Origin of the sequence: Roseibium aquae, from assembly GCF_008711285.1 — a bacterium.
Taxonomy (GTDB): Bacteria; Pseudomonadota; Alphaproteobacteria; order Rhizobiales; family Stappiaceae; genus Roseibium; species Roseibium aquae.
In genome coordinates, this window is sequence record NZ_VXDC01000009.1 from 18,732 (window position 1) to 34,891 (window position 16,160).

The following is a 16,160-nucleotide window of genomic DNA, read 5'->3' on the forward strand; positions in this document are numbered from 1 at the left end:
TGGCGTCCCGGCCAGCATGGCGTGAAGCGATATCCACAATTGTCATGCGCGGAACATCCCTTCGTTTCCGCGCCCGGTTCGGTCAAGCAAGAGCAACTGCGCGAATATTGACACGCTCCGTTTTGGCCGGGGTTGACGACCGGAGTTCAGCGTTCGGCGCATTCGCGACAACACGGTCGGGCTGTTTCAGCATGTAGCCGATGTAGCGTGTGGATTCGATCGCGTCATAGCCAAGACGCATCCGCAGTTTCTTGCGCAGTTTCGAGATGTGGCTTTCAACGACACACTCATCGACCCCTTCGTTCATCACGCCATAGACCGCATTGAAAATCTGGGACTTTGTCACCCGGCGCCCCTTATTCTTGACCAGATACTCTAGAATGCGGCGTTCGCGGCGCGGCAGTTCCATGACCTCTTTGAAAACGATCGGATCACGTCCGTCGAAAAAAACCTCGATATCGCCCGAGGCCACCCCCTTGTCGTCCTGGGAGACCCGGCGGCGGTAGACACCGACCCGCGCGAGGATCTCACGAACGTGAACCGGCTTGCGCAAAACGTCGTCCGCACCCGCTGCAAACATCTGAAGCGTTGTCTCCAGACAGGACCGGTCGTCGAGGGCGAAGACCGGTGCATCCGGGCATCGGGTCTTGATCTGAGTGGGAAACGCGGGCCGGTACGGCGAAACGCCGAGCAAGAACCCTTCCACCGCTTGCAGGTCCGCGGGCGATGCGATTTCAAGCCAATCGACCAGTTCCGCAGGTTTCAGTTCCAGCGCGGCGTATCCCTCGCGTTCGAACGCGGAGGCGTATCCCGCGGTTACAATCTCTCGATCATCAACAATCACAAACATCTAGAAGCCCCCCTTGGCTTAATCGACATAAAATAGGTATTTCCCGGAGGCCTTCAGGGTCAACAATGGAAAAGTAAACAAAAGGGAAATTCAATCGTATAGTGGACATAAGACTTAAACGAAAAACGCAATTCAAAAGAAGAGTTAGACAATTTGATCTAAGATCAGAATAAATTTTATTTAAAAACTGAAATTCTAAAATTCGAAAACCAAGCTTTACATATGACAAGGGTGTTACACCAAGACTCAACGACTGCCAAGCCCGGATTTCCGCCATAGAACCGGGGCCCCAATCCCGGCCTTCGGAACGGCGGGAGCCGATACTCCCTAAACCTGATTGTCCGGATTTTATGCAAGTGGCATCGCTGTGCCACAGAGATACGGACCGCGGTTCGCGACAAAGTCGAGCTTTTTCCAAGTAAAACTTTACAAAGGTGAAGCTGCCGCCCGGCTAGGTCAGCCGCAGTGACGGAATGGTCCGGATAAGAGTTAAGATCAACGACGCATTTGCATGCATCCGGGTGCCCTGATGCGTCCGCCGTCGCTTCTGCGCCACCATTTTGAAGAGCTGGACCGCCCACGGCTCCGGCGGAACCGGACTGAAGACAAGGCTCGATGCGGCGAATTAAGAGGATCAGGCGCGGAAAATCACAGGGCGGCCGGACGAACCGATTATCGTCCGCCGGCGGCAAGCGCCGTGGCCAGGTCCGCAAACGGATCGCCATGGCTGCGCGCGTTCGGGGTCTGGCGCAGCGCTTCGTAGACCCGCGGCACGAGCTCGCAGGCCTTGTCCAGCATGTCATCTGTCCCCGTCTGGAAGCCGCCCATCATGCGCAGATCCCGGGTTTCCTCGTATCGGGAAATCAGCCCCCGCAACCGCAGCACGAGCTCCCGCTGATCTTTGTCCCACACCCGCTGCGCCAGCCGGGAGGTCGAGCGGAGGAGATCGACGGGAGGATAACGGCCCGCTTCGGCAATGGACCGGTCGAGAACGATATGCCCATCGAGCAGTCCCCGCAGCGAATCCGCGACCGGATCGTTGTGGTCGTCGCCATCGACCAGAACCGAAACAATCCCGGTGATGGTCCCCTCGCCTTGCGCGCCGGGACCCGCCCGTTCCACAAGCTTGGCCAGATCGCTGAAAACACTGGGCGTATAGCCCCGGGCAACCGGCGGCTCACCGGCAGCCAAAGCGACATCCCGCGCCGCATGCGCGAAACGGGTTGCCGAATCCAGGATCAACAGGACTTTTTCACCCTGCGCGCGAAAGTATTCCGCAACGCTCATCGCTGTTTTTGGCGCCAGCCGCCGGATCATGGGGCTTTCGTCCCCGGTCGCGGCAATCACGACGCTGCGCTGAAGCGCGTCCTTGAGAATATCGTCGACAAACTCGCGAACTTCCCGGCCCCGCTCGCCGACCAGCCCCACCACGACGGTGTCGAAATCGCCAAAGCCCGCCAGCATACCCAGCAAGGTCGATTTGCCGACCCCGGACCCGGCGAAAACGCCGATTCTCTGCCCCATGCAGATCGGCGTGAACAGATCGATCGCCCGCACGCCGGTCGACACCCCCTCGCCCACTTTCTGCCGGTCCATCGGGTGCGGAGGGTCACGATCCAGCAGGAAAGCCGCGGGCCCCATTTCCAGGGGGCCAAGTCCATCAATCGGCTTTCCGAGCGCGTTCAGGACCCGGCCGCGCCAGGAGGGATCCGGATGGATCGCAAGGCCGCCCATCCGGCTCGCGCGCGTTCCAATGCCGATATCCGCAGTCTGCTCAAAGGGTTTGACGACGACCTCCGCCTCGTCCAGCCGGATGATTTCGCCGCGCCTGCGCCTGCCGTCACGGCCCGGAACCTCGATCAGGTCGCCCAGGCAAACCGATCTGGACAGGCCCGAGATCCGGACGGCATCGCGCGACACATGCGTGACACGCCCGCTCACCTTCACCGGTCCCATCTCAGCGTTCAATGAGGCAAGGACGGCGGCCCGCCGGTCAAGTGGCGTCAAGACTGCGTTTTGCGGCATGGCGATCCTGCAAGGTCTTCAAAACTTCAATCGGCAAATGGTTGGCACTGTGCGCGGCGATGGCCGATACTTTCTCCGCATCGCTCACCTCGGGCTTGGCGTCGGCGTTTTCAGCCCCTGTCGCGTTGACACCGCGCTCGACCTCAAGCTCAGGCTTGGGCACCGGACCAGCATGTCCGGGGTCTGCAACGCGCAGGCCGGAGGCGGTTCCAGCTTCGGTGCCAGGCTTCAAATCGAACAATTTCATGAGATCCAGCGGCTGGGAGGGACCGTCCACTGTCGCGGCGGCGGTCTTTTCACCCAGAAAGGGCGCAAAGCCCGGGGCATGGCCGGATGCGGGACCGGATGCGGCTGTATCGGCAGGCCGCGACCCCCGATGTTCCGACCCTGCCCCGCTTGCCCCTGAACCGGGCGGCGGCCCGGCAGGCTCGTCCACCGGCTGTTTCACATCAACGGACGCCAAAAAGTGGTTTGCCATCATGGCGGCGCCCAAACCCACCGGTCCTCCCAGCAAAAACCCGTATAGGGCCCGCCCCGCCTGGCGCGCATCCTCGGAAATTCCATCGTTCGTCGCCGAGCGGTAAAGATCGCCGACGACCGGTATATGCTGAAGAGGATTGAAGATATCCAGAACGGCGGCAAAGCCGCCTTCAGAGCCGTCCGCCTGCGGCGCGGGACCACTTTGCCTGCTAATCAGCAACGGCCGGTCCGGGGAGACCTGGAGCAAGGCTGGCGTGCCGGGACGTGCCGCCACCGGATCAACGCTCATCACGATGTCTTTCCGAGTTCGCGGATCGTGCGCTGCTGCGTCTCGTCGCTCTGGGTGATCATCTTTGTCGCCCCTTCGAAGGACCGGGTGATCATGATCATCTTGGTCATTTCCCGGATCGGATTGATGTTCGCACCCTCCACATAACCCTGGCGAACCGCATTCACATCGAACACCTGAACCGGGATGGCCGGGAGGTCAGAGACTACAGCCGAATTTTCACGCCGCCTCAGCTGGGCGCCCTCGGGCAGAAGGAACAGACCAATCGCGCCAATCGGGTCTTCCCCCTGCTGGATCACATCCCCATTGGGCGATATCACCGGCGGGCCACCGTTGGGGTCCAGCTGGACCGGCAAGCCGCCGGCGTCCAGGATTTCATCGCCGCCGACCGTTCGCAGCACACCCTCGGCATCCATCTGCAACCGGCCATCGCGGGTGTAGGCGATCTCGTTGCCCATACGGACAGCGAAGAAGGCTTCGCCCTCCACCGCGATATCCAGCGGATTGTCGGTCTTGTTGAGACTGCCGGTCTGGCGGGAAATATACACCTCGCCTCCGGTCGCGTAGCTGACCTTGTCCGCGCCCGCTTTCGACAGGATCTCGGCAAACTTCACCTCATCGGCCCGGTAGCCCGCGGTGTTCATGTTCGCCACGTTCCGCGACACGGTTTCGAGCCGGTTCGACAACGCCACCTGAGCGGACAACGCCACATAAAGAGCGGATTGCATGGGCTATCGTCCTCCCAGTTTCAGGTTCTGGAGGCTGGAGAGCAGGTTCTGGTCGAGCCCGAGCGGCGCGCCGCCCCCGATCAGCATACTTGGAATGGACGCCGCTGCCGGCCCGCCATTTTGAAGGTCATACAGGGCGGTGAAGCGCTGAAGGAACCTGTCCAGTTTTTCGGGGTCCTTGAAGTCCTCGAAATCGATCCGCTCGGATATGAAATCCGCCTGCCGGTCGATATCGGTCGCGGCGAATTCCTTGCCCACGCCAAGCGCGACATAGACGGTCTCGGCCAAGGCGCGATCGGCAAGGATTTCAAAGGCGTTCTGGATGTCAGGTGCCTTTCGGGCAAAGTACAAGGCCAGCCGGACGCCTTCATTCTTGCTGCCCTCGTTCTCTTCAAGGGTCTGGCGCATGTACATGTCGACGACAGGCTGCTTCGCCTTCTGGAAAATCGTCGTGACCTCTCCGTTGCGGGCAAAGTTGAACGTTTCCGCGAAAGCCTTGTAGCGTTCATCCGTCAACTTGTTGGCGAACGAATCCGAACGGTCGATCCCTTCTTCCAGCACTTTCCGGATGAACGCCTTGGCGTAGATCATATCCTCAAGGCCATGGGCCTTCATGGCGTAGCGATAAATGCGCTCATCCGCCATGAAGTCGTCAATACTCTTAATGTTTTCAATATTTTCAAGATAGTAAGCGCTCTGGCGCTCGACCGTCGGATCCGACGCGATGGTCTTGAGCGAACGGTCCATGTTTGTGGTCACCAACTGGTACTGGGCAAGTGTGCCGATCATGACAGGCCGCCTTTCACCGAACGTGTTGCGTTGGGCCTGATCCTTGGGGGCAGAGCTTACGCCAGGCTGACCCGCGCCGGCACCAAGCGGCTGGATGAGTTGCGACAGCTTCGGGCAAGGAAGCGCACCTAGGGTCAGGTCAACCACACGAAATGAAGCAATCTGCATGGAGTTGCTCTGTGACTGTCATTATCGGGCTCGTAATCGCATTTGCTTCCCTGATCGGCGGTTTTGCCGCGATGGGGGGCAAGGTCATGGTGCTTTGGCAACCCTGGGAAGTGTTGATCATCTGCGGCGTTGCCATCGGCGCCTACGTGGTTGCCAATCCGCTCAAGACCATCAAGGACAGCGTGACCGCGACGAGCGATGCGCTGCGAAACGCGGTCCCGGCCAAGCGCGACTATCTCGACGTGCTCGCCCTTCTTTACGGCCTGATGCGCGAACTGAGATCAAAAGGCCGCAACCAGGTGGAACCTCATATCGAGGATCCGAACAGTTCCGCGATTTTCCAGAACTTTCCCAAGGTCCTTCGCAACGCGAGCCTGACCACCTTCGTGTGCGACTATTTCCGCCTGATCATCGTCGGCAATGCCCGTGCGCATGAGATCGAGGCGCTGATGGACGAGGAACTTCACACGATCCACCGCGATCAGATGAAGCCCTATCACGCCATGACGATCCTCGCCGAATCCTTGCCCGCCATTGGCATTGTGGCCGCGGTTCTCGGGGTCATCAAGGCGATGGGTGCCATCGATCAGTCTCCGCAGATCCTCGGCTCGCTCATCGGCGCGGCTCTGGTCGGCACGTTTCTCGGCATCTTCCTGTCCTATGCGCTGGTGTCGCCCATCGCCAACAAGATCAAGTCGGTGCGGGAGAGCCGTCTGCGCCCCTACATCGTCGTCAAGCAAACGTTGCTGGCCTTCATGAACGGCGCGGACCCCCAGATCGCGCTCGAACATGGCCGCAAGACGATTTCCGACAGCTCCCGCCCGACCATTGATGAAGTGGAAAACGAGACAATGGCCGCAGCCAGTGGCGGGGCCGACAATATCCAAGACCTTCAGGGAGCCGCCTAGTCCATGATCGAGGCCGCAACTTTTACCGGATCCAGCAGCGAACGGGCGATGATCACGGATCGCCTCCTCGATGCCGCAGGCATCTCCGTGGACCGCCTGCCCATGCTGCCAGTGGTCTTCGACCGCATGGCCCGCGTGATGGCCGATTCCATGCGCCAAAAATCCGCATCCCCCTCTTACATCTCGGTCAGCATGATCGAGAACAGCCGGATCGGCGACGTCCTGGATGAATTCGAAGCGAATGCGCTTGTCGCCGTCGTCTATTCACCGGAATGGGATTCGCGTGTTCTGGTCGGCTTCGACCGCGACTTCATCTTTACCCTGGTGGAGGTCCTGTTCGGCGCCGATGGAACCGAGCCCCCCATCGACGAGGAACGCTCCTTTTCCAACATCGAAACCCGCATCGCCCGGAACGTCTTCGAGGTCGCCGTCCAGGCACTGCAGGAATCCTTCGATTCCATTGCGGAAACGACGCTCAAGATCGAGCGGATCGAAACACGCATGGACTTTGCCGTCATCGGCCGGCGGAACAATCCGGCGGTTGTCTCGCGCCTGCTTCTTCAGGCGATCGGCCGGGGCGGCGAAGTCTTCGTCGTCATGCCGCATTCCACGCTGAACCCGCTACGGCAGAAACTGTCGCAGGTGCTTTCGGGCGAAATGTCCGGCCGGGACAAGCAATGGACCCAGCATTTCCATAATGAAATCCAGAAAACCGAAGTCCGCCTGGAAGCCATTCTGGAGGAACGCGAACTGACGCTTGGCGATGTCGCCAATCTCCAGGTCGGCCAAGTGATCGAGCTTCAAGCGACAGCGCGCACGCCCGTCACACTAGCCTGCAACGCCCAACCCATCTTCACCTGCCAGCTCGGACAGCTGGACGGCTCCTACACGCTTCAGGTCGAGGACCTCATTCATGAAGAGAAGGATTTGATCGATGATCTCCGCTCTCGTTGACGGACTGCTTTTGATCGCGCTGGTCGCCACCACCTACAAGATGGTCGCGATGTATCGCGAACTGAAACGGCTCGGCGCCTACCACGATGATTACCAGCGCATTTTCGATCAAACGGCAATCGCGCTCGATGGGATCGAAGTCTCCATCCAGGAACTGAATGTCAAAGGATCCCAGGTGCTGAACGCTCTCGGGTCGCGCATGAACGATGCCCGCGACCTGATCGGCGAAATCGATGCCATCACCCGGGAAGCCAAGCGCCAACAGGCCGTTCTGAAGGCCGAACTCAGAGAATTGAGCAAGGCCACCGCCTTGCACGCGAAAGCGCTGTCCAGATGCGGCGATGCGGATCTCGGTCCGTTCGCCAGCCAGGCTCCGGCGGATCTCATGCCGGCCGGCGCCACTCTCACCAACCAGGAACCCGGCGGGGACACGCCGCTGGACCGTCCGGCGTTCCGAAAAGCGCGGGACACCCGCGTTCACAGGCTCGACAACACCTATCCCAGCCCTTTCCGCTCCGTGAACCTGAGTTCAAAGGATAAAATCTGATGTCTGACCAACAAATCGATTACGTGACCGTCGATCCCTCGGCGAAAGCCAAGCCGGCCGATGCCAGCAGCTTCGCGAAAGTTGAAGACCCCAACGGTGCCGCAGGCAAGAAAGGCGGCGGCCTCATGGGCGACGAACGCAATCTCGACACCATCCTCGGGATTCCCGTGAACATCCAGGTCGTGCTTGGATCGGCAACCATGCTGGTATCCAACCTTTTGAAGCTCGGCCGCGGCGCCGTCATTCCGCTGAACCACCGTGTCGGCGAACCCATCGATATCGTCGTGAACGGTCGGGTCATCGCCCGCGGCGAGGTCGTCGTCGTGGAGGACGACAACTCCCGCTTTGGCGTTTCCCTCACCGAAATCATCAGCGCCCAGACCGGGACAGTCGACGCGTGACCCCGATGGGTGTGATCTGAAATCAGCGGAAAGCAAAAATGACCAGCCAGACGTCGACGGTGACGAAACTTCCGACCAAACGCCTCAATGGGGTCGAACGGGTCGCGGCATTGCTTCTGTCCCTGGGCAGAACGAATTCCCAACGCCTTCTCCAGCATTTCGATCAGGAGGAGATCCGGATGATCACCGTCACCGCGGCGCAGCTGGGGACGGTCGCATCCCAGGAACTGGACGCTATCGCCGAAGACTTCATCGAGCAGTTTTCCAACGGGGTGACCCTTTATGGCTCCGCAGGTGAAGTCGAAAAGATGCTCAACGGCGTTTTGCCCGAGGATCAACTGGCGGATATCATGTCGGATGTCATGGGCAACTCCAACCGGTCGATCTGGGACCGTCTGACCACGGTATCGGAGACGATCTTCGCGAGTTATCTGCTCAAGGAACACCCCCAGACCGCGGCTCTGATCCTGACCAAGATCAAGCCGAGCGCCGCGGCCAAGGTGCTAGGCCAGATGAATGGCAAGACCCGTAATTCGCTGGTGCGCCGGATGCTGTCGATCAAGCCCGTCGTTCCCGAGATCATGCGCGACGTCGAAAAGACAATGCATGAGGACTTCATGCTCAACCTGTCGGGCAATCTGGAGGCGGATTCGCATGCGCGCATGGCGGACATCCTGAACAAGATGGATCGCGACCACATGGAAGATGCCCTCGACAACCTGAACCAGGTCCGGCCGAAGACCGCGGAGCTTCTCAAGGGGCTGCTGTTCACCTTCGACGACATCATCAAGCTGAATGCGCGCACCCGGATGGCGATTTTCGATCAGGTACCGACCGACCGGATCGTTCTGGCATTGAAGGGCACGGAACAGACCTTCCGCGAGGTGATCCTCTCCTCCCTCACCTCGCGGGCGCGGCGCATCGCCGAACACGAGCTGGCGAGCGGCGAGCCCGCCGCCCAAAGGGACGTCATGGAAGCGCGCAGCACCATCACCAACCTGGCGCTGGAAATGGCCGGACGCGGCGAGATCGAACTCAATGCGAAGCAAGAGGACGGTGCCTACTTCAACTGACGCGGCAGCTGGCCATCGCCTTCGACCCGATGAAGGACCCAAGCCGAAATGGCCGATGAAGCAGATAAAGATTCAAAAACAGAGGAACCGACCGAGAAGAAGATCCAGGATGCATTGGAAAAGGGAAACACACCCGTCTCCAAGGAAGCACCGGTTCTTGCCTCCTTCATGGCAACCTTGCTGATCGGCGCCTTCGTGATTTCATCCGGGGCAACCGCGCTTGTCGCCAGTTTGAAGCAGCTCGTCGATCATGTGGGAGGATACTCGCTTGGAAACGGTGCGGACGCATTGTTGCTGTCTCATGCGCTGGCCTGGGAGGTCGGCTGGTTCCTTGCCCCGATCATTGCCCTGCTCACGGTTGGCGGTCTTTCGGCGACCTTCCTCCAGACAAAACCGCGCCTTGTTCCGAACCGGATCAAACCCGACCTGTCGAAACTATCCCTCAATAAGGGGTTCGAGCGGCTGTTCGGCGTTCAAGGGCTCGTCGAGTTCCTCAAGGCCTTCTTCAAATTCTCCACCGTTGCGATCATCGCCTTTGTTCAGCTGCGTGCAAGTGAAGCCGGGTTGATCCAGACCATGTTCACCGACCCGAGCGCCCTCCCGGAGATCATCCTTCAGATTTCGATGAAAGTGGTGGCTGGCGTTTGCATCGTCACCATCTTGCTGGTCGCCGTCGACATTTTGTGGTCGCGGACCCATTGGCGGCAAAAACTCAAAATGACCAAACAGGAGATCAAGGACGAGCACAAGCAGGCGGAGGGCGATCCGATCGTCAAGGCACGCCAGCGGTCCCTGGCCCGGGACCGCGCCCGAAACCGCATGATCGCGGCGATCCCTCAAGCCACCCTCGTCGTCGCCAACCCAACGCACTTCGCCGTGGCGCTGAAATACGAGGCGGAAAAGACCGCCGCGCCGATTGTGGTGGCCAAGGGGCAGGACCTGATCGCCCTGAAAATCCGCGAAGTCGCTGAGCAAAACGACATTCCGGTCATCGAGGACAAGGCTCTTGCACGGTCTCTTTACGCTGCCACGGAAATCGAGCGCATGATACCGCCCGAATTCTATCGGGCCATTGCCGAAATCATTTGTTACGTGTACTCACGCAAGCCGGGTGCGAATGCATGAGATGGCGCGCTCAGGAGACCGCTCAAAGATGCGTGAGGAAAAGAGAGGACCATCCACGGCGCTGGAGTCGCAAAAATGCGACGAGACCTGCCGGGCTGCCATTGTATCGGCCTTGAAGCAATTCACGACCGAAATGCAGTTGATTGATGTTGTCGACCTCATCGCATTCATTCGCACGGACCAGCACGCCAATATAGAGGATCTGATCAAATCCTCCGCCGAGCTGTTCTTCAAGCCCGACACGCTCCGCTATTCCATGGCCGCCGCCGTGGATCTGTCCTGGGAGACCATGCCGGCCGTCTCGCTTGACCTTGAGTTCTTCAACAAGGGCGTTTGGATATACTTCACGCTCGTTTTGCGCCACCCGGACAATGCGGTGAACGTCACCTATATCGAGTTTTCCGGATCCTCCGGGGCAGGTTCCTCTGGGGCATCCGAGACCATGAGCGTGCGTCTGATCGAAGCGTTGAAGGACGCAAGGCTGAGCCGGCAGCGATAGGTCCGGGCCCCACGGCTCAAAAAAAACCGGCCTGGTCAAAGCCAGGCCGGCAAGTGGTGGGAGGCAACGGCTGCTGGGCCAGGCCCGCGAGACGCGGATCAATAGGAGATCACCGCATCCTTATGGAAATAGTTGAACTCCTCGACCAGCACCTCACGCACCACAGCTTCCCCCAGACGCTTGTTCGTCATTTCGGCCAGATGACCGGTAAGGCGGTCAAGATCGTATCGTTCAAGGTTTTTGAAATCGAGCGTATCGTCTTCGTAAAGTGTCCGGAACGCCTCATCGACCAGGAAGGGATGCGGCGGAACCGGCAGCCGGCGCAGCTTGTCACCGTCCGCCGTAAAGACAAGCTTGGCGACCACATAGCCTTGCAACGCGCCATCCGCGATCATCGGCACATTGATCGGCTGCAAGGTTTCATAGTCCAAACCGCCCACCAGCGCCCCGCGATCCGCATCGAACGGGCTGTCCGCCATGAAGTAGGTGGTCCCCAGACCGGACAGGAACATTGCGGCTGGCATCCACAAGCCGACCATGACGGATCTAATCATCAAGCCCCCCGTGCGCTGGGCGCCGGTAGGTCCCGTCCGAGTCGGCCTCCAGCATCACCCGGGACAAGAGATCGGACACCTCCTGAACCGCCTTCATATGCCGGTCGAGGATCGTCATGTTCTCCGCGAGGGACACGCGCAGGTCCTGAAGAAGGATCTCGATTTCTTCGCTGACCTCTTCAAGCGTCAAAGCCCCCCTCGCCCGGCTCAGATCCAGCAAGACCTGGCTTTTTCTGTGTTCGAAAGGGGCAAGATCGGCGTTCGGTGTTTCGCGCAGGGCCGCCGTTTCGGCCCGAACGACGCTGATCGCGCGCCGCACGGTTGCCGCCAGAACAGCTTCTGCGGAAGACGGTGATGGTTTGATGGCCGAAAGCCCGGACACCGCTGGAGCGGCGGTGTCCGCCCGCGGCGCCCCTGTGGGATACACTGTCAAAGCCTGATCCTCGCCCTGCCGGCCCTGCAATTCCCGTTCGCTCATGCCGCCGTTCCCTTAAGCGTGTCGTTCAAGAGACCGGCGATCCCGACCCCACCGCTTGCCGCGATCTGATTGGCCACCTGTTCAGCCATCATCGACTTCCAGATCTCGCCGGAAGATCCTTTCCCGAACACGGCCTCCGCATCCTTGGGCAGCATCGTTTCCACGACTTGCTGAAGAAAAACGGCCTCGAATTGTTGCGCCGGGCCAAGACCTGTTTCGGTCCTCCCCCGTCCGGAGGCGGAACCGGCCGGTGACAGGCCGGTGCGCTCTGCAGAAGAAAGATGGGGAAACGGGCTATCTCCCGGTTTTCCGGCCCCGGCCATGGCCAGTTCGAACCCGGTTCCAATCTCGCCGGGTAGGGCCGCTCCGGCTCCAAGCCGCTCGAGCCGCAGCGCGGCCATTTGAAGTATTTCGGGCTGGGCCGCACGCGCTACATCCAGAACGATATCGGAAGGTGGCGAAATAGCCATCGGATTGGTCTCCTGGAATTGGTCCATCCCCGGGCAGCTTGCCGGGGGGGTTCGAGGATCACCCTAGCGGTCCGGCCTTGCGCCGGCCTTGCCTGTGTCCGCACGGCCTTGGGCCAGCGTGTTTTGCGCGCGCCGAACAGGCGACCGCTACCGGAACCGGATGTCCATCAGGTCAAGCAGGGACTGTTGTTCAGCCTGTCTGGCCTCGTCCATCCGGATTTTCCGCAAGCGCTCTTCCATTGTCTTGAGCAGCATCATCTGCCGGGAGAATTCGGCATTCATCTTTTCGCGTGCCGCTGTAATCTCCATCAGCTCATGCAGGATCTTGCGCAACCGCTCGGCGGCATTGGCGATGAAGCGGTCGTGCTGGGCCAGTTCGCCGCCGGACAAGGCGGTGAGAATGCGGCGCTCCTTTTCGGTCAGCGTCTCGGCCTGGGCGTCCAGCTTTTGCAAAAGCCACTGGGAGAACAGGTAGATTTGCCGTTGGAGATGATAGATCCGCTCGATGTCTTTGCTGCTGCGGCGCATGAACTCATCCGTTTTGAAGCCAGGTGAAGTAGCCATCCATGAACAACAGGAGGGCTTCGGCGGTGGTCAGGTAGAGGAAGTAAAGGCCGCCCGCGATGATGAACGGCAAGGCGATGAAATACACGGGGATCTGCGGGGTCAGCTTGTTGACGAGACCGACGGCCAGATTGATGACCACCGTGTAGACAATGAACGGACTGCAGACACGCAAGGCGAGGACGAAGGCTTCCGCCAGCTGCTCTCCCAGCCGTTCAAGGGTGGAGAGCGAGTCGAACGGAGACCCCGGCGGCATCGCGGCGTAGGACTCGGCCAGACCCCTCAAGACCTCCCAATGCTGGTTGGAGATAAACACCAGCGCGGTCGCCGTCATGGTGAACAGGTTGGCGACCGCCGGCAGCGCAACGCTGCTTTCCACCGCAACGCCGGGCATGTTCGACAGGCCGATAGCCATGGACACAAGCGTGGCCATCGTCTCCAGGGCGATCATGAAGATCCGCCCCAGCAAGCCGATGACGAAGCCGATCAGGAGCTCCGAAACGATCAGGCCGGAAACGGTCGCCAGCGATTGGTCCGGCAAGGCCTCCTGCATGACGGGCACCAGCATGGGGGAAAGGGCCAGCGTCACGGAAAGGGCAACAAACAGCCGGATTCGCATCGGGATCCGGTCGCTGGAAAAACCCGGGATCACCATCAGGCATGCGCCGATCCGGCAAAACAGCAGAAAAACGGACAGGATGACCGAACTTCCCGCTTCGCCGAGGAGCCAGGCGGGCACCATCATGAGACACTGCCCAGCGCCGAGACATCCACGCCGCGCGCGATTTCAAGGTGGGAAAGAACCGGCAAGGTCGGGAACATGCGTTCCACGATCATGCGCACATAGGGGCGCGCATCGGGTGCGGCCACGATGGCAAACTGCTTGCCTTCCTTCATGTGTTTCTTGACGGCGACGGACACTTCATTGCCGAATTCCTCGACCAGTTGCGGCTCGATGTCGAATTCCACCACATCGCCCTTCTGGTCCCGCTTCAGGCTGTGATGGAACGCAAGATCCCAGCGGTTGCCAAGACGCAGCACATGCAACGGACCGCCTTGCGACAGGTCCCCGCAGATCTGCTGGGCAATGCGCATGCGCACGTGCTCGACCACCTGTTCGGAGCGCCGGACATGGGGCACGATCTCGGCCACCGCCTCCAGGATCAGGTGAAGATTGCGGATGGACACGCGTTCGGCCAGCAGAAGCTTGAGTACGGCCTGAAGACCCGAATTGGACGTGTGGGCCGGGCAGATGTCGTCCAGCAGCTTGCGGTATTCCGGATCAAGCCGGTCGAACAGATTACGCATATCCTTGTAGGACAGGAGCTGCGGCAGGTTGTTGCGGATGACCTCACTTAGATGAGTCAGGACGACGGTGTTGTTGTCGGCCGGTTCATGTCCATCGCGTTTGAGCTCTTCCTTGTAGGCAGCGGGGACCCAGAAGGCGGGCATTCCAAAGGCCGGTTCGCGGGTCGGGTCCGAGGGCACAGGCAGCGGCTTGTCATCGGCCGGGATCACCAGAAGCTGCCCGACATGGAGTTGCTGCTTGGCAATGATCGTTCCATGGATCTTGATTTGATAGGATTTCGGATCCAGCAAGAGACTGTCGGTCACGCGAATATCGGGCACGACAAATCCGAACTGCTCGGCGAATTTGCGGCGCATCTTGCCCACGCGGCGGGACATCTCGCCATGATTGGCCATGAGCTGGGTGGACAGTTGTTTCCCAAGCACCAGCTCGATCTCGGCCGTCTTCAGGGTTTCCTTGACCGAATCCCGGCTGTCCTGCAGCGCCTGTGCGTCATTTGCGGCCTTTTCGGCGGCCAGCTTCGCCTTCTGCGCGGCCTGACGCCTTGGAATGGTGTAGCCCATGAAGCCAAGCAGCCCTGCCAGGAGCGCGAAGGGCAAGATCGGCAGGCCCGGCATGAGCGCGAAAATACCCATGAGAATGGCGGCAACAAACAATGCCCGCGGATAGCCGCTGAGCTGGCCGAGCACGGCCTTGTCGGTGGAACCGCGGGTCCCGCCCTTGGACACCAGCAGGCCCGCAGCCAGCGATACGATCAGCGCGGGTATCTGGGAGACCAGTCCGTCGCCGACCGACAGCTTGGTGAAGACGTCGGCGGCATCGCCCGGGCTCATGTCATAGCGCGTGACGCCGATCACGATCCCGCCCAAGATGTTGACGGCGGTAATGATCAGGCCGGCGATGGCATCCCCGCGCACGAACTTCGAAGCCCCGTCCATCGAGCCGAAGAAGGAGCTTTCCTCTTCCAGCTCGCGCCGGCGGCGTTGGGCCTCCTGGTCGTTGATCAGACCAGCGGACAGATCCGCGTCGATCGCCATCTGCTTGCCCGGAATGGCATCGAGTGTGAACCGGGCCCCGACCTCTGCAATCCGGGTCGCCCCTTTGGTAATGACCAGAAAGTTCACCGTGATCAAGATCGCGAAGACGATCAGACCGATCACGAAGTCGCCGCTCATGACGAACTGGGAGAACCCGTTGATCACATAGCCGGCCGCATGAAGGCCCTCATGACCATCCGAGAGAATGACGCGCGTGGTCGCGATGTTGAGCGACAGGCGGAGCATCGTCGCGATCAACAGGATCGTGGGAAAGGAGGAGAAGTCGAGCGGCTTTTGGATCCACAGCGCCACCATCAGGATCAGAACCGACAGCGCGATCGACATGGCGAGCCCGATATCGATCAGGAAGGTCGGAATGGGCAGGAAAAGCACGGCGAGGATCAAGACGATGCCGATGGCAAATCCGATGTCGCGGCGGTTTTCAGGAACGTCTGTCGAAATTGCGGAAACGGAGGTGTCAGCCATACTGCCTCTCAGCACTCAAGAAGTTGCCGTGACAGTGCCGCGCCTAGCTTGCGCGGAGCTTTGGACTGGCGGGGGCCTTGAGAGTTTTTGGCCGCCCCCTTTTTTGCCCGTGCCCTCGGACCGGAATGCCGTTGGCGGCGCGGATGCCCGTCACCCGCGTCAAAAACCGTTCTCGATCCGGGCAAAGATGATCGTGGTCAGGCCGTGCATCTGACCGCCAATGAACGGTCCGCCCACCACGATCATGATCAGGATCGTCACGATCTTGGGAATGAAGGTCAGCGTGATCTCCTGAACCTGGGTCAGGGCTTGCAGCAATGCAATCACGAGACCGACGATCATTGCCGGAATGATCGCCGGCGCGGATGCCGCGATGATGACCCACATGGAGGACCGGACCAGGTCAAGGGCGTCTACCTCATTCAT

General features: G+C 60.2%; 19 protein-coding genes. 7 read left to right on the forward strand and 12 right to left on the reverse strand.

Annotation, left to right across the window (positions count from 1 at the left end):
• Positions 1 to 82 precede the first annotated feature (82 nt).
• The 5 genes from F0184_RS14860 to F0184_RS14880 all read right to left on the reverse strand — a co-directional run bounded on the left by F0184_RS14860 (position 83) and on the right by F0184_RS14880 (position 5,161).
• Positions 83 to 850 (reverse strand): response regulator transcription factor, encoded by a 768-nt coding sequence (locus F0184_RS14860; RefSeq protein WP_150496993.1) that lies wholly within the window; start codon positions 848 to 850, stop codon positions 83 to 85.
• Between the two features lie 672 nt (positions 851 to 1,522).
• A complete protein-coding gene (fliI, locus tag F0184_RS14865) occupies positions 1,523 to 2,875 on the reverse strand; it encodes a flagellar protein export ATPase FliI (RefSeq protein ID WP_150496994.1) in 1,353 nt (450 codons plus the stop codon).
• Complete coding sequence (locus F0184_RS14870; RefSeq protein WP_150496995.1) at positions 2,844 to 3,644, reverse strand: hypothetical protein; 801 nt, start codon at positions 3,642 to 3,644, stop codon at positions 2,844 to 2,846. Before F0184_RS14870 ends, fliI begins: the two co-directional genes overlap by 32 nt.
• Positions 3,644 to 4,372, reverse strand: a complete 729-nt coding sequence (gene flgF, locus F0184_RS14875) for a flagellar basal-body rod protein FlgF (RefSeq protein ID WP_150496996.1) — start codon at positions 4,370 to 4,372, stop codon at positions 3,644 to 3,646. Before flgF ends, F0184_RS14870 begins: the two co-directional genes overlap by 1 nt.
• 3 nt (positions 4,373 to 4,375) lie before the next feature.
• The gene (locus tag F0184_RS14880) at positions 4,376 to 5,161 is read right to left on the reverse strand and encodes a DUF1217 domain-containing protein (RefSeq protein WP_150497142.1); all 786 of its coding nucleotides are present in this window, start codon (positions 5,159 to 5,161) and stop codon (positions 4,376 to 4,378) included.
• 179 nt (positions 5,162 to 5,340) lie between these two features.
• Here F0184_RS14880 and motA point away from each other — a divergent pair, with 179 nt between their 5' ends.
• From motA to F0184_RS14915, 7 genes are all read left to right on the forward strand, one after another.
• Positions 5,341 to 6,237 carry a flagellar motor stator protein MotA gene (gene motA, locus F0184_RS14885; RefSeq protein ID WP_150496997.1) on the forward strand — a complete coding sequence of 299 codons (897 nt, stop codon included), beginning with the start codon at positions 5,341 to 5,343 and terminating at the stop codon, positions 6,235 to 6,237.
• Between the two features lie 3 nt (positions 6,238 to 6,240).
• Positions 6,241 to 7,191, forward strand: coding sequence for a flagellar motor switch protein FliM (locus F0184_RS14890; RefSeq protein ID WP_150496998.1), 951 nt, complete (start codon positions 6,241 to 6,243; stop codon positions 7,189 to 7,191).
• Entirely contained in the window at positions 7,172 to 7,738 is a 567-nt protein-coding gene (locus tag F0184_RS14895) for a hypothetical protein (protein WP_150496999.1), read from the forward strand. Before F0184_RS14890 ends, F0184_RS14895 begins: the two co-directional genes overlap by 20 nt.
• A gap of 125 nt (positions 7,739 to 7,863) precedes the next feature.
• Positions 7,864 to 8,139, forward strand: a complete 276-nt coding sequence (fliN, locus tag F0184_RS14900; protein ID WP_244299230.1) for a flagellar motor switch protein FliN — start codon at positions 7,864 to 7,866, stop codon at positions 8,137 to 8,139.
• Positions 8,140 to 8,177: 38 nt separating this feature from the next.
• On the forward strand, positions 8,178 to 9,212 hold the full coding sequence (locus tag F0184_RS14905; protein ID WP_150497001.1) for a flagellar motor switch protein FliG: 1,035 nt from the start codon (positions 8,178 to 8,180) through the stop codon (positions 9,210 to 9,212).
• A gap of 48 nt (positions 9,213 to 9,260) precedes the next feature.
• Positions 9,261 to 10,337, forward strand: coding sequence for a flagellar biosynthesis protein FlhB (gene flhB / locus F0184_RS14910; RefSeq protein ID WP_150497002.1), 1,077 nt, complete (start codon positions 9,261 to 9,263; stop codon positions 10,335 to 10,337).
• A 28-nt stretch (positions 10,338 to 10,365) separates the two neighbouring features.
• A complete protein-coding gene (locus tag F0184_RS14915) occupies positions 10,366 to 10,836 on the forward strand; it encodes a hypothetical protein (protein WP_150497003.1) in 471 nt (156 codons plus the stop codon).
• A 98-nt stretch (positions 10,837 to 10,934) separates the two neighbouring features.
• Here F0184_RS14915 and F0184_RS14920 read toward each other — a convergent pair whose 3' ends face one another.
• The 7 genes from F0184_RS14920 to fliQ all read right to left on the reverse strand — a co-directional run bounded on the left by F0184_RS14920 (position 10,935) and on the right by fliQ (position 16,160).
• Positions 10,935 to 11,390 (reverse strand): hypothetical protein, encoded by a 456-nt coding sequence (locus F0184_RS14920; protein WP_150497004.1) that lies wholly within the window; start codon positions 11,388 to 11,390, stop codon positions 10,935 to 10,937.
• Entirely contained in the window at positions 11,383 to 11,868 is a 486-nt protein-coding gene (locus F0184_RS14925; protein ID WP_208998500.1) for a hypothetical protein, read from the reverse strand. The genes F0184_RS14920 and F0184_RS14925 overlap by 8 nt, the downstream gene beginning before the upstream one ends.
• A complete protein-coding gene (locus F0184_RS14930; protein WP_150497005.1) occupies positions 11,865 to 12,338 on the reverse strand; it encodes a rod-binding protein in 474 nt (157 codons plus the stop codon). Before F0184_RS14930 ends, F0184_RS14925 begins: the two co-directional genes overlap by 4 nt.
• A 147-nt stretch (positions 12,339 to 12,485) precedes the next feature.
• On the reverse strand, positions 12,486 to 12,866 hold the full coding sequence (locus F0184_RS14935) for a flagellar biosynthesis protein R (protein WP_150497006.1): 381 nt from the start codon (positions 12,864 to 12,866) through the stop codon (positions 12,486 to 12,488).
• 4 nt (positions 12,867 to 12,870) lie between these two features.
• On the reverse strand, positions 12,871 to 13,647 hold the full coding sequence (gene fliR, locus F0184_RS14940) for a flagellar biosynthesis protein FliR (protein ID WP_172972122.1): 777 nt from the start codon (positions 13,645 to 13,647) through the stop codon (positions 12,871 to 12,873).
• Positions 13,644 to 15,734, reverse strand: coding sequence for a flagellar biosynthesis protein FlhA (gene flhA / locus F0184_RS14945; RefSeq protein WP_150497007.1), 2,091 nt, complete (start codon positions 15,732 to 15,734; stop codon positions 13,644 to 13,646). Before flhA ends, fliR begins: the two co-directional genes overlap by 4 nt.
• Positions 15,735 to 15,893: 159 nt before the next feature.
• A complete protein-coding gene (fliQ, locus tag F0184_RS14950) occupies positions 15,894 to 16,160 on the reverse strand; it encodes a flagellar biosynthesis protein FliQ (RefSeq protein WP_150497008.1) in 267 nt (88 codons plus the stop codon).